Origin of the sequence: Gordonia sp. Swx-4 (genome assembly GCF_030316175.1) — a bacterium.
GTDB lineage: Bacteria > Actinomycetota > Actinomycetes > Mycobacteriales > Mycobacteriaceae > Gordonia > Gordonia alkanivorans.
This window is the reverse complement of record NZ_CP128197.1, coordinates 772,229-796,128: the sequence shown is the minus strand read 5'-3', so window position 1 is coordinate 796,128 and position 23,900 is coordinate 772,229. Positions and strand designations below refer to the sequence as shown.

Genomic DNA, 23,900 nt, shown 5'->3' with positions numbered 1-23,900 from the left:
ACCCTTGTTGGTCACGGGAAGATAACGCTTTGCTCACGACCACGTGTACGGTCGGCTCGGTTCCGAGAGCACGAACCACGAGCAGTACACGTGAGGTCAGTAAGTTTTGGGTAAGCATTCCAAGCCACGGAAGAAAACACGCACACCGCTGTGGGCCACGGCCCTCCTCCCCGTCGGAGTCCTGGCGGGCGCGGCCACCGCAGGAGCCGAGCTGTCGCACCCGACAGCCGCCCCGGAGCCCAGCAGCCTCTCCACGGGCGTGACGGCCACCGCGGCCCCCGCGCTCACCCCGCCGCGCGGGCGCATCCGATCGCCCCGGCCCCGACGCCGGCACCCGCCCCGGTCATCCGCCCGGCGAGCGTCACCTCCGGCGCGGTCCCCGTGACCAACTACGACGCCTACAAGAAGGCCGCGAGCACCCTCGCCGACACCACCCCGCGCTGCGGCATCGACTGGAAGGTCATCGCCGGCATCGGCAAGGTCGAGTCCCACCACGCCGACCAGGGCAACGTCAATCCCGACGGTGTGCTGCGCAGTGCCATCTTCGGCCCCGTCCTCGACGGCTCGCTCGGCGGCAACGAGGTCATCAGCGACACCGACGGCGGTGAGCTCGACGGCGACGCGGCCTACGACCGCGCGGTCGGCCCCATGCAGTTCCTGCCGTCCACCTGGAAGGCCTACGCCGCAGACGGCAACGGTGACGGCAAAGCGGACCCGCAGAACATCTTCGACGCCGCGCTGACCACCGGTCGCTACCTGTGCGACGAGGGTCTCGACCTGCGCAACCCGGCGTCGCTGACCACCGCGATCCTGCGCTACAACAACTCCATGGAGTACGTGAACAACGTGCTCGGGTTCGCCCGCTCCTACTGATTCAGTTCCGAGCCAAGAAGGCTTGCAACGCAGCGGAATACATCGGCACGTCGGCGGCACCCATCAGTTCGCGCGCGGAGTGCATCGCGAGCTGCGGCGCGCCGACGTCGATCGTGGTGAGGCCCGTGCGGGTCGCGGTGATCGGTCCGATCGTCGAGCCGCAGGGCAGATCCGCGCGGTGGACGTATCGCTGCATCGGCACGCCCGCATCGTCGCACGCCACCGCGAAGATGGCTTCTCCCAACGCATCCGAGGCGTAACGAAGATTCTGGTTCACCTTGAGCACCGGGCCGCCGCCGATCGAGATGCGATGGCCGGGCTCGTGGCGTTCCGGATAGTTCGGGTGCGTCGCATGCGCCATGTCGCCGGACAGGCACACGCTCCCGGCCATCGCTTGCAGATAGTCGGAGCGGGAACCGCCGCGCGACAACACGATCCGCTCGCAGATCGAGGCCAGGAAGTCCGATGCGGCACCACGCTCGGAGCCGCTACCGACCTCTTCGTGGTCGAACAGTGCCAGCACTCGCGTATGCGCCGACGACGAGCCGTCGAGCAGTGCGCGGAGTCCGGCGTAGCAGGTGCCCTGGTTGTCCAGACGCGGTGCGCTGAGCAGGTTCTCGGCCGCACCGATCACCGCCGACGGCGCGACGTCGTGGGTCATCAGTTCCCAGCCCAACAGGGTGTCGGGGTCGATGCCCGCGTACTCCGCGACCCAGCCGAGAACGTCCGGGGTGGCGTCGTCGAGACCCCAGAGACCGTTGACGTGTCGCTGCGGATCGGGTGAGACACCCTTGCGGTCCTCCGACAGGTGGATCGCCAGCTGCGGTACCCGCACCACCGCCTCGGTGACGTGGACGAGGGTGTGCGCCACCCGATCTCCCGCCCGATAGGCGAGCCGACCGGACAGACCGAGATCTCGGTCGAGCCAGGAGTTGAGCCAGGCGCCGCCGTAGGGTTCGAGCGCGATCATCGCCATCCCGGCCGACGTGCGGTCGGGGTGCTGCTTCAACCGGAGGTTGGGGCTGTCGGTGTGGCCGCCGACGATGCGGAAGGCGGGACCGTCGCCGGCCTCCCAGGCGATGATCGAACCGCCGCGGATCACATAGGACTTCGACGACGCCGCGCTGACCGCAGCCGGCCACGCCTGCTCCTCGAAAAGCCTTGTGTATCCAGCATTCTCGAGCTCGCGGGCGACCGTGGCGCAGACGTGGAACGGCGACGGCGAGGCGTCGATGAACTCACCGAGCCCGGTCGCCGACGCACTCGTCGGGATCTTCGGCGCTGCGTCGCTCATCCGGACGCACTCACACCGAGGCGAGGACCGAGTCGATCACCGAGTAGAACAGGCCGAGCCCGTCGTCGCTCGGGCCGGTCAGGGCCTCGGTCGCGTGCTCGGGATGCGGCATGAGACCGACGATCCGGCCGTTCGGGCTGGAGATCCCCGCGATGTCGAGTGCCGACCCGTTGGGATTGCGCTCCGGGTAGGTGAAGACGATCAGACCCTCGCCCTCGAGTTCCTCGAGCTTGCGCTCCGACGCCACGTAGCGGCCCTCGCCGGACTTCAGCGGGATCAGGATCTCCGCGCCGCGCTCGAAACGCGTCGTCCACGCGGTCGTGTTGTTCTCGACGCGCAGCCACTCGTCGCGGCAGATGAAGTGCAGACCCTCGTTGCGGGTCAACGCGCCCGGCAGGAGCCCGGCCTCGCACAGGACCTGGAATCCGTTGCAGATTCCCAGGACCGGCATACCCTTGCCCGCTGCCTCGACGACCGACCCCATCACCGGCGCGAAACGCGCGATGGCACCGGCCCGGAGGTAGTCGCCGTAGGAGAAGCCGCCCGGCACGATGACCGCGTCGACGCCCTTCAGGTCGGCGTCGCCGTGCCACAGCGCAACGGGTTCGGCGCCGGCGAGCCGGACCGCGCGGGCGGCATCGACGTCGTCGAGGGTGCCCGGGAAGGTGATGACACCGATACGAGCTGTCATGCCGCCTACTCCGAGACCCGGGAGACGTTGAAGTTCTCGATCACCGTGTTGGTCAACAACTCTTCGGCGATCCGCTCCAGGGTCACGTCGTCGACGGTGTCGTCGACCTCGAGCTCGAAGCGCTTGCCCTGACGGACGTCGCCGATCCCGGTGAATCCGAGCCGACCCAGTGCGCCGACGATGGCCTGCCCCTGCGGGTCGAGAATCTCGGCTTTGGGCATCACGTCGACCACCACTCGCGCCATGGCACCGCTCCTCAATCTCTGCTGATCAGTTCTCGCCTGGTCAGCTTACCGGGTGCCCCCAAATCGACTCAGAGCACGGATTCGATCGCGGCGACGACAGTCGGATCGGTCGGCTCGGTGCGGGGACGGAAACGGTTGACGACCTCACCGTCGGCGTTGACGAGGAACTTCTCGAAGTTCCACTGGATGTCGCCGGCCTCGCCGTCGGCGTCGGTGGCCTGGGTCAGCTCGGCGTACAGCGGATGGCGCGCGTCGCCGTTCACATCGGTCTTCTCCAGCAGCGGGAACGTGACGCCGTAGGTGGTCGAGCAGAAGGTCGCGATCTCCTCGGCGGTGCCCGGCTCCTGGCCCATGAACTGGTTGCAGGGCACGCCCACGACGGTCAGCCCCTTGTCGCCGTAGGTCTTCGCGAGCTGCTCGAGGCCCTCGTACTGCGGGGTGAGGCCGCACTTGCTGGCGACGTTGACGATCAGCAGCGGCCCGCCGAAATCGCGCAGCGAGACGTCGGAACCGTCGAGGGAGTTGACCGGGATGTCCTTGATGTTGCCCATGGGGAGAGATTAACCGGTCGCCAGAAGGCTGTCCGGCGCAGGACGAGACGGTCAAACTCTGTACCTGCACCGAGCCTCCCGTGAGACGGGGGTCACACCATCGCGCAGATCATGTGCGATCTCACGCATATTGCGCTTCTGCAATAGTTGCGTCGGAGTTACTATTTTCCGGTGCCTGAGGAACCCACGTGCGCAGCGAGCGCCGACGAGTCGATCGAATCCGCTTCGGCGGCGCTCGTCGCATTCCTCGACCGTCTGCTCGACCTCGGCCGGCCGGAAACCATGGAGAGTCTCGCCGCCACCGACATCACCTTCTCCCAGCTCCGCGTGCTCTGTGCGCTCGGCAGCCACGACGGGCCGATGCCGGTCAACGCCATCGCCGACCAGGTCCAGTTGTCCCTCGCGGCCGCGGGCCGGACGGTCGACAAGCTGGTCAGCTCCGGTCTCGCCGATCGTCGTGAGGACTCGGCAGACCGTCGCATCAAGCGCGTCTCGCTCACCGACGACGGCATGCGCTACCTCGAGACACACCTGGCACTGCAACACGACACCGTGCGACGGTTCGTGGCCGGCCTCCCCGCCGAACTCCGGGACAACCTGTGTTCGGCGCTGCGACCCATCGTCGACGACGGCGTCGACCACTTCTGCAATCTGGCCACCCGTTGACCGCGAACACCTCCCGACACCTACTTCTCAGTCGCATCCCGACCGATAGGACAAACACCGCATGACATCCTCCACCGGAGGCCATCTCCACGAAGGTCCACCAGACACCAAGCTGGACAAGAACGTCCTGCTGGTCGCCGGTGTGGTCGTACTCGGCGCGATCATGTCGATCCTCGACGTCACCGTGGTCGGCGTCGCCCAGAACACCTTCCAGCAGGAGTTCAACACCGACGCCGCGGGTGCCGCGTGGACCGCGACCGGTTACACCCTCGCCCTCGCCGCCGTGATCCCGCTGGCCAGCTGGGCCGCGTCGCGTTTCGGCACCAAGAAGGTGTACCTGACCTCGCTGGTCCTGTTCACCCTCGGTTCGATCCTCTGTGCCTTCGCACCGAACATCGGCATGCTGGTCGCGTTCCGCGTGGTCCAGGGCCTCGGCGGTGGTCTGCTGATGCCGATCGGCATGATGATGCTGACCAAGGCGGCGGGTCCCGAACGCGTCGGTTCGGTGATGGCCGTCCTCGGTATCCCGATGCTCCTGGGCCCGATCTCGGGTCCGATCCTCGGCGGCGTGCTCATCGAGCAGCTCAGCTGGCACTGGATCTTCCTGATCAACGTCCCGATCGGCATCATCGCCTTCGTCTTCGCCTGGATCGTCCTGCGCGACGACGCCGAGACCAAGCGGTCCTCGATCGACTTCGTCGGGTTGCTGCTGTTGTCGCCGGGTCTGGCGCTGTTCCTGTTCGGCATCTCCTCGAGCGCCGAACACCGCACCTTCGTCAGCGGCTCGGTGCTGATCCCGACGATCATCGGCGCACTTCTCATCGTCGCGTTCATCGTCCATGCGCTGCGCGCGAAGAAGCCGCTCCTCGACCTGCGTCTGTTCAAGAACCGGACGCTGAGCATCGCGGTGATCACGATGGTCTTGTTCATGATCGCGTTCTTCGGTGCCGCACTGCTGTTCCCGCAGTACTTCATCGGTGTGCGCGGCGAGTCGACATTGACCGCGGGTCTGCTGCTCGCCCCGCAGGGTCTCGGCGCCATGCTGACGATGCCGATCGCCGGCAAACTCACCGACAGGATGGGCCCCGGCAAGTTCGTACTCGCGGGCATCGTGTTGATCCTCCTCGGCATGACCGCGTTCACCATGCTCGGCTCGGACACCTCGTACTGGCTGATCTGCGGTTCGCTGTTCGTCCAGGGCCTCGGTATGGGTATGACGATGATGCCGATCATGTCCGCGGCGCTCGCCACCCTGAGCAACGCCCAGGTGCCGGACGGTTCGACGTTGATGAACGCCATCCAGCAGACGGCCACCTCGATCGGCACCGCGGTGATCTCGGTGATCCTCGCCAGCAGCCTGGCCGGCAAGCCGGAGGCCGGTCTCGCGATCATGGCGAACACCTCCGACAAGCCGCTGCCCCCGGGTGTCCCGAACCCGTTGCCGGAGTCGTTCTTCGACACCGCCGCCGACGTGTTCTCCAACACCTTCCTGATCTCCGTGGTGTTGATCGCGCTCACCGTGATCCCGGCATTCTTCCTGCCGCGCAAGAAGATCGCGTCCCCTCTCGTCGAAGAGGACATGGATCGCGGTCCGATCATGATGCACTGATCGACCTCCTGGTCGAAACCAGAAGAGCCCCACCGCCCGCGAGGGTGGTGGGGCTCTTCTGATTCCTCTGTACCTTCTAGCCGTCGAGTGCGCCGGACTGCTGCAGAATCCAGGCGATCTCGAAAGCGACTTCCTCCCACTGCTTGTAGCGTCCGCTGACTCCGCCGTGACCGGCCGTCATCTCCGTTTTCAGCAGGATCGGGTTGCCCGACGTCGACTTCTCCTGGAGCCGCGCCACCCATTTCGCCGCCTCGGTGTACAGCACCCGGGTGTCGTTGAGCGAGGTCAACGCGAGGATCGGCGGATACGGCTTCGCGTCGACGTTCTCGTACGGCGTGTAGGTCTTCATGTACTCGTAGACCTTCGGGTCGTGCAGCGGGTCGCCCCACTCGTCCCATTCGATGACCGTCAGCGGCAGCGACGGGTCGAGGATCGAGTTCAGCGCGTCGACGAACGGCACCGACGCCAGGATGCCGTTGAACAGCTCCGGCGCGAGGTTGGCCACCGCACCCATCAGAAGACCGCCGGCCGAACCGCCCTCGGCGACCATCTGCTGCGGCGTCGTCCATCCCGTCTCGACGAGATGGTGTCCGGCCGCGACGAAGTCGGTGAAGGTGTTCTTCTTGCTGAGGTCCTTGCCGTTCTCGTACCAGTAGCGACCCATCTCGCCGCCGCCACGGATGTGGGCGAGGACGAAGACCATGCCGCGATCGAGCATGGACAGCCGGGACACCGAGAAATAGGGATCGATGCTGGCCTCGTACGAGCCGTACCCGTACAGCAGCAGCGGGGCAGGCTTCGCTGCGTCGGTCTCCTTGCGGCGCACCACCGACAGCGGGATCCGGGTGCCGTCGTCGGCGACCGCCCACTCACGGGACTGGACGTAGTCGGCGGGGTCGTAGCCGCCGAGCACCGGCTGCCGCTTCAGCAGGGTGCGTTCGCCGGTGGCGACGTCGAGTTCGAACAACTCCGCGGGTTCGATGAAGCTGCCGTAGCCGATGCGCAGCTTCGGTGACCACCACTCGGGGTTGCCGCCGAGCCCGGCCGTGCTCAGTTCCTGATCGAAGTCGACCTCGTGGAAGTCGGATTCGGCGGGGATGCCGTCGATCCGGCGGAGGTCCGCAATGGCCAGGCGCGGCAGCGCCTCTCGCCGGTATGACAGCACCAGGTAGTCGGCGAAGGCGTCGAGGTCCTCGACGCGGCGGGCCGGATCGTGTGCGATCAGCGGACGCCGGTCCGCGGGGCTGTCCACCGGCGCGATGTCGATGGCGAAGTTCTCCGCCTTCTGACCGTCCACGACCTCGTTGTGCACGATGACGAAGTAGTCGTCGCCGCCGATGACGGCATGTTCGACGCTGTACTCGACGCCGTCGACGCGCGGCACGACGCTGCGGAACTCACCGGTCGGGTTGTCGGCTTCGAGAACGTAGCTCTCCGAGGTGATCTTGGAGCCGACTCCGATGACGAGGTATTTGTCGCTGCGGGTGGTGCCCATGCCGACCCAGAACCGCTCGTCGGGTTCGTGGAAGACCTTGACGTCCTCGGTGCCCGCACCGATGTCGTGTCGCCACACCGTGTCCGGCCGCCATGCGGCGTCGACCGTCGAATAGAAGACGTGGCGGGCGTCGGCCGACCACACCGCGCTACCCGAGGTGTCGGTGACGACGTCGTCGAGGACCTCGCCGGTACGAAGGTCCTTGATGCGCAGCGTGTATCGCTCGTCGCCGACGACGTCGGTGCTGTAGGCCAGCCAGTTGCCGTCGTCGCTGACGGTGAGCGCACCGAGGCTGAAGAAATCGTGTCCCTCGGCCTCGACGTTGCTGTCGAGCAGGACCTCCTCACCGGGCAGCGTCACACCGTCGTCGACCTTCGGCGCGGTCCAGTCGTCATCGCCGGCGATCGGGCACCGGCAGGACATCGAATACTGTTTGCCCTCTTGCGTTCTGGCGTAGTACCAGAAGCGTCCACGTCGGACGGGCACCGACATGTCGGTTTCCTTGGTGCGGCTCTTGATCTCGTCGAAGATCTGCTTGCGCAGATCCGACAGGTGACCGGTGTGCGCCTCGGTGAACGCGTTCTGCGCCTCGAGGTAGGCGGTCACCTCCGGATCGTCCTTGTCGCGCAACCATTCGTAGTCGTCGACGAAGGTGTCGCCGTGGTGGGTGCGTTCCTTCGGGACCTTCTTGGCGACCGGCGGTGTCGCGGTGTTTCGCTCGTCGGTCACGAGGCCACCTCCGCAGTGGGCCAGTCGGCGAAGGACTTCTGCGAAATCCATTCGTAGGCATCGATGTACCGCTGGCGCGTCTTCTCGACGACGTCGTCGGGCAGCGATGGCGGAGCGACATCGGAGGCACGGTCCCAACCGGATTCGGCGCTGGTGAGCCAGTTCCGGACGATCTGCTTGTCGAAGCTGGGCTGGACCTTGCCGGCCGCGTAGGTCGCGGCCTCCCAGTAGCGCGACGAGTCGGGGGTCAGAACCTCGTCGGCGAGCACGAGTTCACCGTCGGCGCCCCGGCCGAACTCGAATTTGGTGTCCGCCAAAATGATCCCGCGGTCGGCGGCGACTGCCGCGCCGCGTCCGTAGATGTCGAGGGTCGCCGACCGCAGCGCCTCGGCGAGCTCGGCACCCTCCTGTTCGACGACGCGCTCGAAGCTGATGTTCTCGTCGTGCTCACCCTGCTCGGCCTTGGTCGCCGGGGTGAAGATCGGCTCGGGCAACTTGCTCGCCTCCGACAGTCCCGCAGGCAGTTCGACGCCGCACACCGCACCGGTCGCCTGGTAGTCGAGCAGACCCGAACCGGTCAGGTAGCCGCGCGCGACGCATTCGACCTGCACCATCGGCAGTCGCTTCACCACCATCGAGCGACCCACGACCTCACCCGGGATGCGCTCGTCGGTGGGTCCACCGGCGAGATGGTTGGGGACGCCGAGCTCGTCGAACCAGAAGAAGCTCATCGCCGTCAGGATGCGCCCCTTGTCGGGGATCGCGGGACTCAGGATGTGGTCGTAGGCCGAGATCCGGTCGGAGGCCACCAACAGCAGGGTGTCGGCGTCGATCTCGTAGATCTCACGGACCTTTCCCGACGCCAGATGCCGGTAGGACTGCAGTTCAGGACGCATGGACTCGACCCTAGAGGTTCGGCGGGCGGCACGGGACAGCAGGCTCTGACATTCTTGACCGATGACCGGACCGCACATCACCATCACCTACTGCACCCAGTGCAACTGGCTGCTGCGTGCGTCGTGGATGGCATCGGAGCTGCTCAACACCTTCGGCACCGAGATCGGTTCGGTGACGCTCGTCCCCGGGACCGGCGGCGTGTTCCACATCGACGTCGGCGGCACGCAGATCTGGGAGCGCAAACGCGACGGCGGATTCCCCGGGGCTCCCGAACTCAAGCGACTGGTGCGCGACGTCGCGCTCCCCGACTGGAAGCTCGGGCACGCCGACGCCTCCGCGCCGGAGTGACCCCTAGAGGATGGGGGCAGGTGCGTAGGCCGCGGCCTCCGGGTACTGGCCGATGATCTTCTCCGCGGCGGCGATGACGTCGGCGACCTGCTGTTCGGCGGCACCCACGAAGACCGACTTGTCGGCGAGCAGCTCATCGAGCTGGGCCCGGTCGAGCGGGATGCGGTCGTCGGCGGCGAGGCGGTCCAGCAGGTCGGGCTCGCGGCCCTCCTCGCGCATGGCCAGGGCCACCGCGACGGCGTTCTCCTTGATCGCCTCGTGCGCGGTCTCCCGACCCACGCCCGCACGCACCGACGCCATCAGCACCTTGGTGGTCGCGAGGAACGGCAGGTAGCGGTCGAGCTCGTTGGCGATGACCGCGGGGTACGCGCCGAACTCGGCGAGGACGGTCAGGAAGGTCTCCATCAGGCCGTCGATCGCGAAGAACGCGTCGGGCAGTGCGACGCGGCGGACCACCGAGCAGAAGACGTCGCCCTCGTTCCACTGAGCACCGGCGAGTTCGGCGGCCATCGAGCCGTAGCCGCGCAGGACCACCGCGAGACCGTTGACGCGCTCGCAGCTGCGGGTGTTCATCTTGTGCGGCATCGCCGAGCTGCCGACCTGGCCGGGCTGGAAGCCCTCGGTCACCAGCTCGTGGCCGGCCATGAGCCGGATGGTGTGGGCCAGCGACGACGGCGCGGCGGCGACCTGGACCAGCGCGGACACCACGTCGTGGTCGAGGGACCGCGGGTAGATCTGACCGACCGAGGTGAACGACCGCGCGAAACCGAGGTGGTCGGCGACGCGCGCCTCGAGGTCGGCGAGCTTGGTGGCGTCGCCGCCGAGGAGGTCGAGCATGTCCTGCGAGGTGCCCATGGGGCCCTTGATGCCACGCAGCGGGTAGCGGTCGATCAGCTCACGAAGTCGGGTGAGCGCGATCATGAGTTCGTCGGCGGCCGAGGCGAAACGCTTGCCGAGGGTCGTCGCCTGCGCGGCGACGTTGTGGCTGCGGCCGGCCATCACGACCGAGGAGTACTGGGCGGCACGTTCGACGATGCGGGCCAGGACGGCGACGCCATGGGCGTGCACGTGCTCGAGGGAACGGAGGATCTGCAGCTGCTCGACGTTCTCGGTGAGGTCGCGGCTGGTCATGCCCTTGTGGATCTGCTCGTGACCGGCGAGGGCGTTGAACTCCTCGATGCGAGCCTTGACGTCGTGGCGGGTGACGCGCTCGCGGTCGGCGATCGAGGCGAGGTCTACCTGGTCGACAACGCGCTCATAGTCGGCGATGGCGTCGGCCGGGACGTCGATCCCGAGGTCGGCCTGTGCCTTCAATACCGCGATCCACAGTCGCCGTTCGAGGGCGATCTTGGTGGTGGCCGACCACAGCTCGGCGAGGTCGGTGGAGGCATAGCGGCTGGCCAGGACGTTGGCGATGACGGGCTTCGACACCCGCTCAGTGTAGGTCGCTCAGGAGCGGATCCCGAATTCCTCAACCCTGCCGACCCACACGACGCTCAGAACGCGAAGCAGGTGCCGTTGGACCCGTAGCCCTGTCGCACCTTCACGAGGGTGGGCTGCGAGGCCTTGCCGTTCTGGACGGCGTAGAGGTACTTGTCACCGATCCGACGGGGCACCCAGGTGACCGAGGCAAGGGCACCCGAGGGGAGATCGCGGCCGATGAATCGAGCCGGAAGACCCGGCTTGACCTCCCAGAACTCCACCCAGCCGGACGAGTTGACCGCGACGGTCACGGGGTAGGTGCACCCGGTTCCGTAGACCACCGACGACAACGGGACACCCGCGTCGACCCGACCGGCCGGCGCCGCCTGGGCGCCGGGAGCGACGAGCATCAGCACCCCGGCGATCGCGGACATGAGCGCGGCAACAAGACCTCTGCGCATACGGCGCCTACTCATCGAATCCCCCGACATCCGATTCCTTCTTCCTTTCCTGCGGTCACGCTCGCGGTGCCAGGACGTCGATCACCTCGAGCAGGACGTCGCGTACCGCGTCGATGGGCCGGACACCGTTCTGTCCGAGTGCGCCGACGATGGCGCCGTCCTCGATCCCGATCAGCTGGGCGATGTGGGCGGGGTCGGCAACCCGGCCGGACTTGGCGAGGACGTCGAGGTGACACATGGACAGCGTCTGCCACCTGTCGCTCACCACCTCGCGCAGCATCGGGTACCGCGCCGACAGCGCGATCATCTCGTAACGGGCCGACAGTTGCTGGATCGTGTCGTCGCCGACGACGACCTCGGCGAGGGCGGTCGAGGTCGCGGTCTTCCCGCGGCGTCGACGCGGAAGTGCGTTGCAGCGCTCGGTGACTGCCTCCGCGTCGTGGCTGCAGAGGCTGGCTGCCGCCTCGGCCATCAGGTCGTCGAGGGAGGCGAAGTAGTACGTCGTCGACGCCAGCGGCAACTGGGCACGTTCGGCCACCGCACGATGACGCACGGCGTCGAAGCCGCCTTCGAGCAGCAGCTCGCCGGCGGCCTCGATCAAGCGAGACCGCCGTCGCGCACCCTTGGGTGTCGCCGCCGACGTCATCATGTGGTTCATGCTGCCAAAGGCATCCGTACCGCCGTATTGCTTTTGCTCAAAGCGGTACAAGCACAGTCGATTTCCCGTATAAGACCCTGACACGCGTGGTGAATGCCCTGTTCAGGGCAGGTGCCAGTCGTCATCGGACACGAGGATCGCCTCCGCGGCCGACCTTCGCCGACTTCGCCACGCAGATGCCGACCGGACCAGACCGCTCCTCATACCCCAAGGGGTATGATCGACGTTTGTCGGGCAAGTCCACGCGTGCAGAACCACACGCGTGCAGAACCACAAGGAGGTCGTCATGGTCGGCGACGAAGAATCGATCGGCGTCGTGCTCAATCGGCTACGCCGCGCCCATGGACAGCTCGCGGGCGTGATCTCGATGATCGAACAGGGACGCGACTGCAAGGACGTCGTGACCCAACTCGCCGCGGTGTCGAGTGCACTGGATCGGGCCGGTTTCAAGATCGTCGCGACCGGCCTCCGCGAATGCATAACCGGTGAACAGTCCAAGGACTCGGAGCCGATGACGATCGATCAGATGGAAAAGTTGTTCCTGGCGCTCGCCTGACGCACGCGAGGAGCACCACGAGAGGAGTGATCATGAAACTCGGTTACCAGACGACCCTGAAGACGGACTTCGACGACGCGGTCGCGCGGACGCGGGAAGCGCTCAGCGATGTCGGATTCGGCGTGCTCACCGAGATCGACGTGAAGGCGACGCTCAAGAAGAAGCTCGACGAGGACATGGAGAACTACCTCATCCTCGGGGCCTGCAATCCGCAGTTCGCCCATCGCGCGCTCGGGATCGAGAGGCAGATCGGCCTGCTGCTCCCCTGCAATGTGGTGGTGCGCGACGACACCGACAACGCCGGGACCGTCATCGTCGAGGCGATGAACCCCGACATCATGGTCGCGGTGACCGACGCCCCGGGCCTGCCCGACGTGGCGTCCGGAGCAGCCGAACTCCTGCAGAAGGCCATCGCGTCGCTCGACTGAACGTCAAGTCCGAGACAGATTTCTCACAGCGGCGGCGAGTCGGCCGACTCGACGTTGCGTCGAGCCCGGGGTCCGCGATTACCCTGGTGCTTCGATGACGAGCGTGCGATCCCGATTCTCCGATGCAGCCGACCGCGACCTTCCGCGCGTGGGCCGTCGTGCCGTGCTCGCCGCCGGCGTCGGGGCCGCCGCGCTCGGACTGGCCGCATGCTCGGACAAGGCACCGTCGGCGTCGGTGCAGCCGCGCAACCTCGAAGGCCGTGCCGCCGACGACGAGCTGCCGATCGAGACCTCGCCGCCCCCGGTCACCAGTGGCCCCCCGCTGATCACCGGCAGCTTCAAGTCCGCCCGCATGGGCGGCCGCGACACCCGCTGGGCGGTCGCCCGACCCAACGGCGTGACCGGCAAGCTGCCCGTCGTCGTCGTGCTGCACGCGCTGAACACCAACGAGAAGACCATCTTCGGGTCGAAACTCGAGATGCAGACCGTGATGCAGCAGCACGTGGACAACGGCAACGCCCCGTTCGCGCTGGCCGCCGCCGACGTGGGCCGCAACTACTACCACCGACGGGCCGACGGCACCGACGGTGGCGCGATGATCCTCGACGAGTTCCTGCCGATGCTCGCGAACGATCCGCGGCTCAACCTGTCCACCGACCGCATCGGTCTCTTCGGATGGTCGATGGGCGGATACGGCGCGCTGCGTCTGGCGTCGATGCTCGGTGCGCCGCGCGTCGCCGCGGTGGCGGTCAGCTCGCCCGCGATGTGGGCCGATCCGCGCAACTTCCCCCCGCGCGCCTTCGACGGCCTCGCCGACTACCAGGCCAACTCGCTGTTCGGCGCGCAGCCGAGCTTCGCGAAGATCCCGCTGCTCATCAACATCGGTTCGAGCGACCAGTTCTACACCTACACCCGCCAGTGGGCCGCGGGCCTTCACCCGCCGGCCGCCTTCGGGACCGCCGCCGGTGGTCACACCAATCGGTACTGGCGCAGCGTGCTTCCCGAGCAGATCGAGTTCCTCGGCCGCAATCTCGCGAACTGAGTCCCCGACCCGCCCGGGTCTGCGGCTAGATGCTGATCTTGCCCTCGAGGGCGTTGCGACCGATGTCGGTGCGGAAGTGCGAGCCCGGCAGCTTGATCTTCGCGATCCGGTCGTAGGCCTGGGCGCGGGCCTCGGCGAGGTCGGCGCCGGTACCCACGACGGCCAGCACACGACCCCCGGCGGAGACGATCGCACCATCCGCATTCGTGGAAGTGCCGGCGTGCAGCACGCCCTCGGCGTCGGCGCCGGTGATGACGTCACCGGTGCGCGGCGTGCCCGGGTAGTTCTCGGCGGCGACGACCACGGTGACCGCGGCGCCGTCGTGCCATTCGAGTGCCGGCAGGTCGGCGAGGGTCCCGGTTGCGGTCGCGTTGAGCGCCGCACCGAGCGGGGACTTCAGCAGCGCGAGGACCGCCTGGGTCTCGGGATCACCGAAGCGGCAGTTGAATTCGACGACCGCAGGCCCGTCCTTGCCGATGGCGAGACCGGCGTACAGGAGACCCGAGAACGGGATTCCGCGCTTGACCATCTCGGCCGCAACAGGTTTGACGACCTCGTCGACGATGCGCTCGGTCATCTCGGCGGGCAGCCACTGCAGCGGTGTGTAGGCACCCATGCCGCCGGTGTTGGGTCCGGCGTCGTTGTCGCCGACCCGCTTGTGGTCCTGCGCGGGCAGCAGCGGCACCACGGTCTCGCCGTCGACGAGGCAGAACAGCGACACCTCGGGACCGTCGAGGAAGCTCTCCAGCAGGACGGGGTGTCCGCTCTCCAGGCACTCGGCGGCGTGGTCGCGGGCGACGTCGCGGTCGGCCGTGACGACGACGCCCTTACCCGCGGCGAGACCGTCGTCCTTGACGACCCAGGTGGGCCCGAAGCGGTCGAGTGCCGCGTCGAGGTGCGCGGGGTTGTCGACGATCTCCGCGTGTGCGGTGTGGACGCCGGCCGCGGCCATCACGTCCTTGGCGAAAGCCTTGGAGCCCTCGATCTGCGCGGCCTGCGCGCTGGGACCGAAGGTTGCGATGCCGGCTTCGCGCAACGCATCGGCGACGCCGAGAACCAGGGGCACCTCGGGTCCGATGACCACGAGGTCGGCTTCCAGCTTCTGCGCCAGGGCGACGACCGCCTCACCGGAGACCACGTCGACGGCATGGTTGGTGGCGATCGCCGAGGTGCCGGCGTTACCGGGAGCGACATGCAGGTCGGTGACCGACGGATCGTTCCTGAGGCCGATGAGAAGGGCATGTTCGCGGCCGCCCGAGCCGATCACGAGTACTCGCACGACCATGACTCTAAACGACTGCGTACAGGGCCCGCGTCACGCGCCGGTGAGCGCATCAGCCGGTCTGCTGGGTCAGGTCGTACATCGTGACCCCGTCGACCGTCACCGCGGTGAAGTTCTCCTGAACCCACGCACTGATCGACGATGCCGGACGTTCGGAGTCCGTGCCCATCGGGTCCCCGCCCATACCGGGCCCGCCACCACCGCCGAGGAAGTAGTGAATCCTTCTCTCGGCGACCAGTTTCTGGAACTCGGCGAGGGCCGGCGACGGATCGCTGCCGTTGAACCCGCCGATCGGCATCACCGAATGGCCGCTCTCGAGCTGGTAGCCCGAGGCGGACATCGACCCGACCGCCGCGGCCACCCACGTGTACCGGTCGGCGTCGGCGTTCAGCTTCTCGACAACGGCTGCGGTGGGGGTCGAACCGCGCAGCAGGCCACCGGGCCCGTCACCGCCGCGACTGCCGGGCATCCCCTGGCCGGGGCCTCCGCGTCCACCAGGGCCGAACTCGCCCTCGACCCGCGGGCCGGCGGTGATGATCGAACCGCTCTTCTCGGTCGTCACCGTGTCGATCGTGTACGCGACCGGACCGGCGAGTCCGGCGAGGATCGCACCGGTCACCGCTGCACCTGCGACACCGCGGAGGTTCGCGAAGACCATCGCGGCACCGGCGAGCAGGCCGACGACGAGGACCACGACGCGCAGCCACGGCACGAAGTCGGGGGTGCGGTTCAGCAGGACGAAGCCCCAGCCGGCCGCGATCCACACGGATGCGCCGAGAGCGATCCGGACCCACAGTCGGCCGCGGTGACTCCAGCAGACCGCCCCACCACTGGCGACGAGAGCAGCGACCGCCGGGGCGAGGGCTGCGGTGTAGTACTGGTGGAAGATCCCGGCCATGAAGCTGAAGACACCCATCGTGACCAGCAGCCACATTCCCCAGACCACGAGGTAGGCGCGACGCGGTTCGGTCCGTCGCGCACCGCCGATCAGGACTGCCGCGACAACGGCGAGTAGGAGCCCGGTCGGGATGAGCCACGCGATCTGACCGGCCTGCGCAGGTTCGAACATCCGCAGCCATCCGGTCTCACCCCACGGGCCACCGCCGGGGCCACGGGGGCCACCCATCTCGCCCATACCGGAACGGCCGGGGGCCACGGCCCCGGTCTCGTTGCCGTTGAGTCGGCCGAACCCGTTGTAGCCGAGAGTCAGCTCGAGAATCGAATTGTTCTGCGAACCACCGATATACGGCCGCGAGGACGTCGGCCAGAGTTCGACGGCGAGTATCCACCAGCCGGCGCTCACGATCATCGCTCCGAGCGCGGCGAACAGCTGACCCAGCCGGCGCAACCAACCACGCGGACCGAAGGCCAGATAGGTGACCGACAGTGCCGGCACGATCAACATCACCTGCAACTGCTTGGTGAGGAATCCGAACCCGATGAACACGCCGGTGAGGATCAGCCACCGCCACCGGCCGTCGTCGACGGCCTTCATCAGCGACCACACGGCCGCGATCATCAGCAGGATGAGCAGGGCTTCGGGGTTGTCGAAGCGAAACATCAACGCCGCGACCGGCGTCAGCGCCAGTACCGCGCCGGCGAGGATTCCGGCCCAGTGGCCGAAGTACTTTCGCGTGATCAGGTACAGCAACGCGACCGATGCGACGCCCATCAGGACCTCGGGCACCAGGATCGACCAGGAGTTGACGCCGAAGATCCGGGCACTGATGCCCGGAATCCACAGCGAGGCAGGTGGTTTGTCGACGGTGATCGAGTTCGCCATGTCGCTCGATCCGAAGAACCAGGCCTTCCACGATTCCGAACCGGCCTGGATGGCCGCCGAGTAGAAGGAGTTAGCCCAACCGTTGGTCGAGAGATTCCACAGATAGAGGACACCGGTACCGATCAGCAGCGTGGCCAGTGAGAGACGTGCCCACAGCACGTTCTTCGCGTGTGCATGCGTCTGCGGAGCGGAGTCGCGGGGTGGGTCGATGGTCAGTGTCGTCATGCGACAACCTCCGGGGTCTTGCGGAACACCCAGCGGAGACCGACGAACCGGGTGAGCGTGGCCACCAGGTTCGCGACCACGAGGATGATCAGTTCGATGTGTTTGGTCGCGTCCGGCGCGACGGTGTGCAGGAACAACAGGGAGCCGGCGGTGACCAGCCAGCCGAACAGGAACACCCCGAGACCGAACAACTGGTGGCGGAGTGCGTTGTCACGCCCGCGGACGCCGAAGCTGAACCGGCGGTTGGCTGCGGTGTTCAGGACGGCGGTGATCGCGAGGGCGACCAGGTTCGACACCTGCGCTCCCAGGAACGAATGCAACGCCAGGAACAGCACCGCGAAGGAGATCGTCGAGGCGACACCCACCACACAGAACCGCGCGAGCTGACCGACCAAACCCTTCGGCACACCGTCGATCTGGGGGCCGGCCGCCCGGCCGCGACCGATGGAGGCGCGGAGCTGCGCGATCGGCAGCCGCCCCATCGCCAGCGCGAGACCGACTCGCGCACAACCCTTCAGATCGGCGAGTGCGGTGGGCACGATGTCGACGGTGCTGTCCTGGTCGTCGACCCAGTCGACCGGGACCTCCGCGATCCGCAAGCCGATCTGCTCGGCGAGAACGAGCAGCTCGGTGTCGAAGAACCAGCCGGTGTCGACGACGAACGGCAGCAACCCGCGTGCGATGTCGGTGCGCATGGCCTTGAACCCGCACTGGGCGTCGGAGAACCTGGCGCCCATGGCGGTTCGGAGGATGAGGTTGTAGGAGCGCGAGATGAACTCCCGCTTGGGTCCGCGGACGACCCGCGACGACCGGCTGAGCCGGGTGCCGATCGCGATGTCGGAATGCCGCGACACCAGCGGGGCGATGAGCGGCATCAGCGCGTTGAGGTCGGTGGAGAGGTCGACGTCGCAGTAGGCGACGATCTCGGCGTCGCTGCACTGCCACACCCCATTGAGCGCACGCCCCCGCCCCTTCTCCTCGAGGTGGACGACGCGGACGCCCTCGAGTTCGTCGACCAGACCGAGGGCGATCGCGAGGGTGTCGTCGGTGCTGGCGTTGTCGGCGACGGTGATGCGCGCCGGATACGGCACGTGCTGCCGCAGATGGTCGGCGAGCCGGCGCACCGACGACGCGACGTCGGCCTGTTCGTTGTAGACGGGGACGACGATGTCGAGGACCGGGGTCGACGCCGAGCTGTCGGCGAGCGTGTACACCTGCGCCGTCCGGACCGGCGGTGCTTGCGGGATCATGAGGACCACGATCGGCTCGCACCCTCGAACCACTCTGGAACCCGGCTGCAGGGTTCCTGTGAACCGTCGATCTCCACTGTCGGCCGTCGCCACTACATTGGGGCTCATGACCGCCACCCTCGCCCCTGACCAGCTGACCGCCGCCAACCGCGTGATCACCAGCCTGGCCGGTGAGGGCGCCGCGCTGCGCGAGGACCAGCTGCGCGCGGTGACCGCGCTGGCCGGGGGCGAGCCCGGCACACCCGGCGCGCGGGTTCTCGTGGTCCAGGCGACCGGGTGGGGCAAATCCGCGGTCTACTGGTCGGCCACCGCGATCATCCGCGCCGGTGGCGGCGGACCGACGCTGATCGTCTCCCCGCTGCTGTCCCTCATGCGCGACCAGGTGTCCGCAGCGGCTCGTGGCGGCCTGTCCGCGGCGACGCTGAACTCGTCGAACGTCGACGAGTGGTCGGCGATCGAGGCGCAGTTGCGGGCGGGTGACCTCGACGTCCTGCTCGTCTCGCCGGAACGCCTCGCCAATCCCGGCTTCGGACGACGTGTGCTCGACGCACTGGCCGGCAACCTCGGACTCCTGGTGATCGACGAGGCGCACGCCGTCTCCGACTGGGGTCACGACTTTCGGCCCGACTACCGACGCGTGGCCGACGTGCTCCGCTCGGTCAACCCGACGACGCCGGTCCTGGCGACCACCGCGACCGCCAACGCGCGCGTCACCGAGGATGTCGCCGCCCAGCTCGACGCCGGTTCCGACGCACCGACACTCGTCCTCCGCGGGCCGCTCGCCCGGAAGTCGTTGCATCTCAACGTTCTCGACGGACTCTCACCCGTCCAGCGCTACGGCTGGGTGGCGCAGGCGCTCCCCCATCTCCCGGGTTCGGGCATCGTCTACGTCCTCACCGTCGCCGACGCCGACCGGCTCGTCGAGGCCATCCGCGCGGTACACGGCGATTCGGTCGAGGTCGCCGCCTATACCGGCCAGCTCGACGCCGACCGCCGGCACGAACTCGAAGATGCGTTGCTGCACAACAAGGTCAAGGCGCTCGTCGCGACGTCAGCCCTCGGGATGGGCTACGACAAGCCGGACCTGGGCTTCGTCGTACACGTCGGTTCGCCGCCGTCGCCGGTTTCCTACTACCAGCAGGTGGGTCGTGCCGGGCGTGCCCTGGACGACGCCGTCGTGATGTTGCTGGCCTCGCAGACCGACGACCGGATCTGGGATCACTTCGCCACCGCGACGATTCCCGATCCCGACAAGATGCGCGATCTGCTGGCAGCACTGGAGGCCGCCGACGAACCGCAGTCGCCCATCCAGCTCGAGGCCGCCACCCGCTTCCGCCGTACGCGAATCGAGTTGATGCTCAAGCAACTCGCCGTCGACGGCATCACCGACCGCACCCCCGACGGCTGGGTTGCCACCGGCAAACCCTGGACCTACGACGCCGCACACTACGACGGCGTGCTCGCGGTCCGTCGCCGCGAGGCCGACATCATGCGCTCCTACATCGCCGGGCGCACCTGTCTGATGCGACTGCTGACCGAATCGCTCGACGACCCACAGGCCGCCGACTGCGGTCGCTGCTCGGTCTGCCGCGGCGCGCTGAGTGAGGGACTCCCCGACTCCGTCGATGCGGAGGTGGTGCGCACCGTCACGTCGACGCTGCGCCGCAAGGCGTCGACCCTCGATCCGCGGAAGATGTGGCCGGGCGGCGAATTCGGCCGTCGCGGAAGGATTCCCGCAGACCTCCTCGCCCAGCCGGGTCGCGTCCTCGCACACGCCGACGCCCCCGAATGGGTGGAGGTGCTGGCCGCCGCCCGCAACGGCGACGAACGCGCACTGGCCGAACTCGGCGATGCCGCCGTCGCGACGCTGTCCTCCTGGGTCCGCGAGACGGGTATCCGCGCCGACGTCATCGTGTCGCTCCGCCTGACCGGCACCAATCTGGCCGAGACGCTCGCCGAACATCTGCGCACGGTCGGGAAACGGGGCGGCGGAACCTTCCCCGTCCACCTGGGCGATCCGCCGACCGATGCCACCGGAGCAGTCGAGGCCGCCTACTGGCGCGACCACCTCGGCGATCCACCCGAGGTCGCCGGACAGAACGTGATGCTCGTCGTCGACGCCAACAGCTCGGGCTGGCCGATCACCCTCGCCGCCGCGGCACTCCGTGAGGCCGGGGCCGGTGCCGTCCTACCGCTGCTGATCCACCGGACGGTCTGACCCTTCGAGACGCTCGCGTGCTCGTTCCTCAGGGAGCAGGTCGGGCGAGCGAGAGCACCTCGTCGAACCCGTCGACGAGGCACGAGTGGAAGACGTCGACATCGGCGATGGCGCCGGTGTCGACATCGATCCCCAGCTCACACGTGTCGATGTAGCTGAGCAGGGTGACGTTGACCGCGGCCCCGATCGTGGGACCGAAGGCGTACTGGGCGGTCATCCGGGCGCCGCCGAGGTAGAGCGGCACCGGAATACCCGGCACGTCACTGCACAGGAAGTCGACGTGACGCAGGACCGAACCGATGTACCAGCGCGGCATCAGGTTCATGGTGCCGGCGATGAGCTGGGTGTACGGCAACGAGCGCTCGTCGCGGACACGTGAGGTCCGCCGGTGGATTCGAGCGATCCGTTGCGCCGGATCGACTTCGGCGACCGGCACGTCGAACCGCATCAAGGTGATCCGGTTGCCGCCTGGGGCGTCCTCCTCGGTCCGCAGGTTCACCGGCATACACAGATGGAGGTCACCGACTTCGACGTCGTGTTTCTCGTGGTACAGACGAAGCCCTCCGGCGACGCCCGCGACGAAGGCGTCGTTGAGTGAGCCTCCACCACGGTGCCCGGCGTCGCGCAGTTGCTGCAGCGGAACCTCGTGGACGTCGAGATGCCGTACCAACGAGCGTTCCGTCATCAGCGGCGATCCCGTCTCGTTGACGGGCCGGACGGTGCGGAACACCGATGCAGCTGTCTCGACGGCGTCACCGGCGGTCGCGATCGGATGGCGAATCGTGTTGAACGCCAAGCCCGGTACCGATTTCACGACTTCCATCACGGTGTTCGAGGCGCGCTCGGCGTCGAATCGCATCGAGTCCAGGTAGTCCCGCCACCAGGCTTCACCGTTCGGCGGCGTGATGGCGTCGGGCGTGCCCGGCGGATGGTCGGATTCCTCGGTCAGGTCGAAGAGCCGCATCGCGATCTCGATGGCCCCCACCCCGTCGGTCAGCGCGTGGTGGAACTTGCAGACGACCGCGGCACCGCCGTCGGCGAGCCCGTCCACAAGCGTCGCCTTCCACAACGGCCGGGCACGGTCGAAGTCCTCCATCGCCGCGATCCGCGCCATCTCCAGCACGGTGTCGAAAGTGGCCGGAGCGGGTGCCCCGACCCGGCGAATGTGGAAGTCGAGATCGAAATCCTGGTACGGGACCCACCTCGGCGGCGCCGACAGCGGCGAGTACACGACGCGCTCGCGGAACATCGGCAGGTCGGCGCTGATCGTCTCGAACCGGCTGCGCATCGCATCCCAGTCCGGTGTGCGGTCGAGCAGGATGACCGTCACCACCGTCGATCGCAGGCGCGGGTCGGACTCCATCGACCAGGTGAAAGCGTCGCTGTTGCGCATGTACTCGGTCATGACTGCCTCCGGTCATGACCGTACTCAGCCGCCGATCACACGTTGTCGTTTCGGCTCACCAGAGGACTTTGTACCTCTGCGCCCCGGGCGGCGAAACCCGCTCCCTGAGTAACCACGGAGCTCGCGGAGGGGCGTATCGAAGGGTCAGTCGGCGACGTACTCGCCGTAGCCGAGCGAGCGCAGGCTGGCGCGGATCTTCTCGGCCGCGGCATCGAGGTCCTCGGGGCTGGCGTTCTTGTTCGCGTTGGCGAGGTCGAAGGTCTCGAGCGAGAGTCCCTGGAACACGTGGATGTGCACGTGGGGAACCTCGAGGCCGGCGATGAGCAGGCCGATGCGCGGAGCGTCGAAGGCGTCCTTGACGGCCCGGCCGACCTTCTGTGCGACGCCGCTGAGATGGGCGAACAGCGTGCTGTCCATCTGCTCCCAGTGGTCGACCTCGTTGCGCGGCACCACCAGAACGTGGCCGGGGGTGACCGGCTCGATGGTCAGGAACGCGACGGCTTCGCCGTCCTTCCAGACGAATCGACCCGGGATGTCGCCGTTGATGATCATGCTGAAGACCGATGCCATGGGCCCGAGTCTAGATGTTGTGGGGTTCGGCACCGAGGACGCAACCGTGTTCTCCACGGCGCTGTCGGGGGTCCATGACATTCTTTTCGGTGTGAGTGGGCCAGAATCCTCCCGACCGGGACGCAGCACCGGCAGACCTGTCGGATCCAGCGACGTCCTGGCCCGCGCTCAGCGCTTTCCGCGGTTGCGATACATGGGGTCGAAGTACCGGCTGCTCCCCCACCTCGAACGCACCTTCGCCGAGATCGGCGGGTCGACGGCGGTCGACGCCTTCTCCGGGTCGGGAGTGGTGTCGTACCTGCTGAAGGCGCAGGGATTCGAGGTCCTCAGCAACGACTTCCTCCACTTCCCGCATGTCATCACGCGTGCGTCGGTGGCTAATTCGAGCGTCCGCCTCGAGCCGGAGCTCGTCGAGCAGATCTGCGGGCCGGCCGCCGACGACCGCGACTACATCTCCCGCACCTTCGACGGCCTGTACTTCACCGCCGAGGACCGCACATTCCTCGACTCGGCGTGGTCGCACATCGACGCGCTGCGCGGCTACCGCCGCGACCTGGCCATCTCCGCGCTGGTCCTCTCCGCCGCACGCAAGCAGCCGCGCGGGGTGTTCACCTTCACCGACTCCACCCGCTATGCCGATGGGCGCCGCGACCTCACGATGTCGCTGCGCGACCACTTCCGGTTGCGCGCGGCCGCCGACTACAACGGCACGGTGTTCAGCAACGGCTGCAGCAGTCGGAGCGTCCAGGGCGACATCTTCGACCTCGCCCTGCCGTGGTCGGCGCCGCCGGATCTCGTCTACCTCGACCCCCCGTACGCGCCGCCCACCGACGACAACGACTACATCAAGCGCTATCACTTCCTGGAGGGCCTCTCCGCGTACTGGCGCGGGATGACCATCATGGAGAACACCAAGACCAAGAAGCTGCCCAAGCGCTTCACGCCGTTCGCCTACAAGCGGACGATCGAGGACGCCCTGCTGCGGACGTTCGAGCACTTCGAGGACGCGGGCGCGATCGTGCTGTCGTATTCGTCGAACGCGTTGCCGGGCAAGGACCGGATCGTCGACCTCCTCGGCAAGGTCAAACCCTCGGTCGAGGTGATCGCCATCGACCACAAGTACAGCTTCGGCACGCACGCCGCGGCCACTCGCCGTGACGTCAGCGAGTTCCTGTTCATCGGACGGGACTGACGCCGAGCAC

At 67.5% G+C, this 23,900-nt stretch carries 22 protein-coding genes and 1 pseudogene; 9 read left to right on the top strand and 14 right to left on the bottom strand.

The window, feature by feature from the left end:
• Nucleotides 1-106 precede the first annotated feature (106 nt).
• Nucleotides 107-873 (top strand): annotated as a pseudogene (locus tag PWF70_RS03675) (lytic transglycosylase domain-containing protein).
• A 1-nt stretch (nt 874) separates the two neighbouring features.
• On the opposite strand, the gene PWF70_RS03670 reads toward PWF70_RS03675, so the two are convergent.
• From PWF70_RS03670 to PWF70_RS03655, 4 genes are all read right to left on the bottom strand, one after another.
• Nucleotides 875-2,167, bottom strand: a complete 1,293-nt coding sequence (locus PWF70_RS03670; protein WP_042376872.1) for a M18 family aminopeptidase — start codon at nt 2,165-2,167, stop codon at nt 875-877.
• 10 nt (nt 2,168-2,177) lie between these two features.
• Nucleotides 2,178-2,858, bottom strand: a complete 681-nt coding sequence (gene purQ / locus PWF70_RS03665; RefSeq protein ID WP_005201295.1) for a phosphoribosylformylglycinamidine synthase subunit PurQ — start codon at nt 2,856-2,858, stop codon at nt 2,178-2,180.
• A 5-nt stretch (nt 2,859-2,863) separates the two neighbouring features.
• Complete coding sequence (gene purS / locus PWF70_RS03660; protein WP_005201292.1) at nt 2,864-3,103, bottom strand: phosphoribosylformylglycinamidine synthase subunit PurS; 240 nt, start codon at nt 3,101-3,103, stop codon at nt 2,864-2,866.
• A 68-nt stretch (nt 3,104-3,171) separates the two neighbouring features.
• The gene (locus PWF70_RS03655; RefSeq protein ID WP_042376874.1) at nt 3,172-3,654 is read right to left on the bottom strand and encodes a glutathione peroxidase; all 483 of its coding nucleotides are present in this window, start codon (nt 3,652-3,654) and stop codon (nt 3,172-3,174) included.
• A gap of 171 nt (nt 3,655-3,825) precedes the next feature.
• Here PWF70_RS03655 and PWF70_RS03650 point away from each other — a divergent pair, with 171 nt between their 5' ends.
• Complete coding sequence (locus PWF70_RS03650) at nt 3,826-4,320, top strand: MarR family winged helix-turn-helix transcriptional regulator (RefSeq protein ID WP_006358391.1); 495 nt, start codon at nt 3,826-3,828, stop codon at nt 4,318-4,320.
• A gap of 61 nt (nt 4,321-4,381) precedes the next feature.
• A complete protein-coding gene (locus tag PWF70_RS03645) occupies nt 4,382-5,929 on the top strand; it encodes a DHA2 family efflux MFS transporter permease subunit (RefSeq protein ID WP_006358390.1) in 1,548 nt (515 codons plus the stop codon).
• A 76-nt stretch (nt 5,930-6,005) separates the two neighbouring features.
• On the opposite strand, the gene PWF70_RS03640 is transcribed toward PWF70_RS03645, so the two are convergent.
• Both PWF70_RS03640 and PWF70_RS03635 read right to left on the bottom strand, forming a co-directional pair.
• Nucleotides 6,006-8,153, bottom strand: coding sequence for a S9 family peptidase (locus PWF70_RS03640; RefSeq protein WP_042376877.1), 2,148 nt, complete (start codon nt 8,151-8,153; stop codon nt 6,006-6,008).
• On the bottom strand, nt 8,150-9,049 hold the full coding sequence (locus PWF70_RS03635) for a phosphoribosylaminoimidazolesuccinocarboxamide synthase (protein WP_035751984.1): 900 nt from the start codon (nt 9,047-9,049) through the stop codon (nt 8,150-8,152). Before PWF70_RS03635 ends, PWF70_RS03640 begins: the two co-directional genes overlap by 4 nt.
• Before the next feature lie 61 nt (nt 9,050-9,110).
• Between PWF70_RS03635 and PWF70_RS03630 the strand changes: the two genes are divergently transcribed.
• The gene (locus PWF70_RS03630; protein WP_035751986.1) at nt 9,111-9,398 is read left to right on the top strand and encodes an Rdx family protein; all 288 of its coding nucleotides are present in this window, start codon (nt 9,111-9,113) and stop codon (nt 9,396-9,398) included.
• A 3-nt stretch (nt 9,399-9,401) separates the two neighbouring features.
• On the opposite strand, the gene purB is transcribed toward PWF70_RS03630, so the two are convergent.
• From purB to PWF70_RS03615, 3 genes are all read right to left on the bottom strand, one after another.
• Entirely contained in the window at nt 9,402-10,829 is a 1,428-nt protein-coding gene (purB, locus tag PWF70_RS03625; RefSeq protein ID WP_006358386.1) for an adenylosuccinate lyase, read from the bottom strand.
• A 65-nt stretch (nt 10,830-10,894) separates the two neighbouring features.
• Complete coding sequence (locus PWF70_RS03620) at nt 10,895-11,281, bottom strand: hypothetical protein (RefSeq protein ID WP_006358385.1); 387 nt, start codon at nt 11,279-11,281, stop codon at nt 10,895-10,897.
• 55 nt (nt 11,282-11,336) lie between these two features.
• On the bottom strand, nt 11,337-11,927 hold the full coding sequence (locus tag PWF70_RS03615) for a TetR/AcrR family transcriptional regulator (RefSeq protein WP_197028075.1): 591 nt from the start codon (nt 11,925-11,927) through the stop codon (nt 11,337-11,339).
• A 298-nt stretch (nt 11,928-12,225) separates the two neighbouring features.
• Between PWF70_RS03615 and PWF70_RS03610 the strand changes: the two genes are divergently transcribed.
• From PWF70_RS03610 to PWF70_RS03600, 3 genes are all read left to right on the top strand, one after another.
• Nucleotides 12,226-12,495 (top strand): metal-sensitive transcriptional regulator, encoded by a 270-nt coding sequence (locus PWF70_RS03610; protein ID WP_005201272.1) that lies wholly within the window; start codon nt 12,226-12,228, stop codon nt 12,493-12,495.
• A gap of 32 nt (nt 12,496-12,527) precedes the next feature.
• Nucleotides 12,528-12,923: a DUF302 domain-containing protein gene (locus PWF70_RS03605; protein WP_035752099.1), complete on the top strand. Its 396-nt coding sequence runs from the start codon at nt 12,528-12,530 to the stop codon at nt 12,921-12,923.
• 94 nt (nt 12,924-13,017) lie between these two features.
• Nucleotides 13,018-13,965: an alpha/beta hydrolase gene (locus PWF70_RS03600; RefSeq protein ID WP_286352831.1), complete on the top strand. Its 948-nt coding sequence runs from the start codon at nt 13,018-13,020 to the stop codon at nt 13,963-13,965.
• Nucleotides 13,966-13,990: 25 nt separating this feature from the next.
• Here the strand turns inward: PWF70_RS03600 and purD are convergent, their stop codons facing one another.
• The 3 genes from purD to PWF70_RS03585 are packed head-to-tail and all read right to left on the bottom strand — an operon-like array spanning nt 13,991 to nt 18,505.
• Nucleotides 13,991-15,244, bottom strand: a complete 1,254-nt coding sequence (gene purD / locus PWF70_RS03595; protein ID WP_197028074.1) for a phosphoribosylamine--glycine ligase — start codon at nt 15,242-15,244, stop codon at nt 13,991-13,993.
• 55 nt (nt 15,245-15,299) lie between these two features.
• Nucleotides 15,300-17,255 (bottom strand): ArnT family glycosyltransferase, encoded by a 1,956-nt coding sequence (locus PWF70_RS03590; RefSeq protein WP_042376880.1) that lies wholly within the window; start codon nt 17,253-17,255, stop codon nt 15,300-15,302.
• Nucleotides 17,252-18,505 (bottom strand): bifunctional glycosyltransferase family 2/GtrA family protein, encoded by a 1,254-nt coding sequence (locus PWF70_RS03585; RefSeq protein WP_042376936.1) that lies wholly within the window; start codon nt 18,503-18,505, stop codon nt 17,252-17,254. Before PWF70_RS03585 ends, PWF70_RS03590 begins: the two co-directional genes overlap by 4 nt.
• Before the next feature lie 106 nt (nt 18,506-18,611).
• On the opposite strand from PWF70_RS03585, the gene PWF70_RS03580 reads away from it, so the two are divergent.
• Complete coding sequence (locus PWF70_RS03580) at nt 18,612-20,723, top strand: RecQ family ATP-dependent DNA helicase (RefSeq protein ID WP_127961691.1); 2,112 nt, start codon at nt 18,612-18,614, stop codon at nt 20,721-20,723.
• A gap of 28 nt (nt 20,724-20,751) precedes the next feature.
• Here PWF70_RS03580 and PWF70_RS03575 read toward each other — a convergent pair whose 3' ends face one another.
• Both PWF70_RS03575 and PWF70_RS03570 read right to left on the bottom strand, forming a co-directional pair.
• The gene (locus tag PWF70_RS03575; RefSeq protein ID WP_006358376.1) at nt 20,752-22,128 is read right to left on the bottom strand and encodes a wax ester/triacylglycerol synthase domain-containing protein; all 1,377 of its coding nucleotides are present in this window, start codon (nt 22,126-22,128) and stop codon (nt 20,752-20,754) included.
• Between the two features lie 144 nt (nt 22,129-22,272).
• Nucleotides 22,273-22,698, bottom strand: a complete 426-nt coding sequence (locus PWF70_RS03570; protein ID WP_006358375.1) for an HIT family protein — start codon at nt 22,696-22,698, stop codon at nt 22,273-22,275.
• On the opposite strand from PWF70_RS03570, the gene PWF70_RS03565 reads away from it, so the two are divergent.
• On the top strand, nt 22,673-23,890 hold the full coding sequence (locus PWF70_RS03565; RefSeq protein ID WP_006358374.1) for a DNA adenine methylase: 1,218 nt from the start codon (nt 22,673-22,675) through the stop codon (nt 23,888-23,890). The genes PWF70_RS03570 and PWF70_RS03565 overlap by 26 nt on opposite strands.
• Nucleotides 23,891-23,900 lie beyond the last annotated feature (10 nt).

Excerpts from the sequence above, each read along its gene's own strand:
- PWF70_RS03605 (WP_035752099.1), top strand. The coding sequence starts at position 12,528 with ATGAAACTCGGTTACCAGACGACCCTGAAGACGGACTTCGACGACGCG.
- PWF70_RS03630 (WP_035751986.1), top strand. The coding sequence starts at position 9,111 with ATGACCGGACCGCACATCACCATCACCTACTGCACCCAGTGCAACTGG.
- PWF70_RS03655 (WP_042376874.1), bottom strand. The coding sequence starts at position 3,654 with ATGGGCAACATCAAGGACATCCCGGTCAACTCCCTCGACGGTTCCGAC.
- PWF70_RS03570 (WP_006358375.1), bottom strand. The coding sequence starts at position 22,698 with ATGGCATCGGTCTTCAGCATGATCATCAACGGCGACATCCCGGGTCGA.
- PWF70_RS03585 (WP_042376936.1), bottom strand. The coding sequence starts at position 18,505 with ATGATCCCGCAAGCACCGCCGGTCCGGACGGCGCAGGTGTACACGCTC.
- purS (WP_005201292.1), bottom strand. The coding sequence starts at position 3,103 with ATGGCGCGAGTGGTGGTCGACGTGATGCCCAAAGCCGAGATTCTCGAC.
- PWF70_RS03575 (WP_006358376.1), bottom strand. The coding sequence starts at position 22,128 with ATGACCGAGTACATGCGCAACAGCGACGCTTTCACCTGGTCGATGGAG.
- PWF70_RS03645 (WP_006358390.1), top strand. The coding sequence starts at position 4,382 with ATGACATCCTCCACCGGAGGCCATCTCCACGAAGGTCCACCAGACACC.
- PWF70_RS03670 (WP_042376872.1), bottom strand. The coding sequence starts at position 2,167 with ATGAGCGACGCAGCGCCGAAGATCCCGACGAGTGCGTCGGCGACCGGG.
- PWF70_RS03615 (WP_197028075.1), bottom strand. The coding sequence starts at position 11,927 with ATGACGTCGGCGGCGACACCCAAGGGTGCGCGACGGCGGTCTCGCTTG.
- PWF70_RS03600 (WP_286352831.1), top strand. The coding sequence starts at position 13,018 with ATGACGAGCGTGCGATCCCGATTCTCCGATGCAGCCGACCGCGACCTT.
- PWF70_RS03565 (WP_006358374.1), top strand. The coding sequence starts at position 22,673 with ATGATCATGCTGAAGACCGATGCCATGGGCCCGAGTCTAGATGTTGTG.
- PWF70_RS03610 (WP_005201272.1), top strand. The coding sequence starts at position 12,226 with ATGGTCGGCGACGAAGAATCGATCGGCGTCGTGCTCAATCGGCTACGC.
- purQ (WP_005201295.1), bottom strand. The coding sequence starts at position 2,858 with ATGACAGCTCGTATCGGTGTCATCACCTTCCCGGGCACCCTCGACGAC.
- PWF70_RS03635 (WP_035751984.1), bottom strand. The coding sequence starts at position 9,049 with ATGCGTCCTGAACTGCAGTCCTACCGGCATCTGGCGTCGGGAAAGGTC.
- PWF70_RS03620 (WP_006358385.1), bottom strand. The coding sequence starts at position 11,281 with ATGCGCAGAGGTCTTGTTGCCGCGCTCATGTCCGCGATCGCCGGGGTG.
- PWF70_RS03590 (WP_042376880.1), bottom strand. The coding sequence starts at position 17,255 with ATGACGACACTGACCATCGACCCACCCCGCGACTCCGCTCCGCAGACG.
- PWF70_RS03580 (WP_127961691.1), top strand. The coding sequence starts at position 18,612 with ATGACCGCCACCCTCGCCCCTGACCAGCTGACCGCCGCCAACCGCGTG.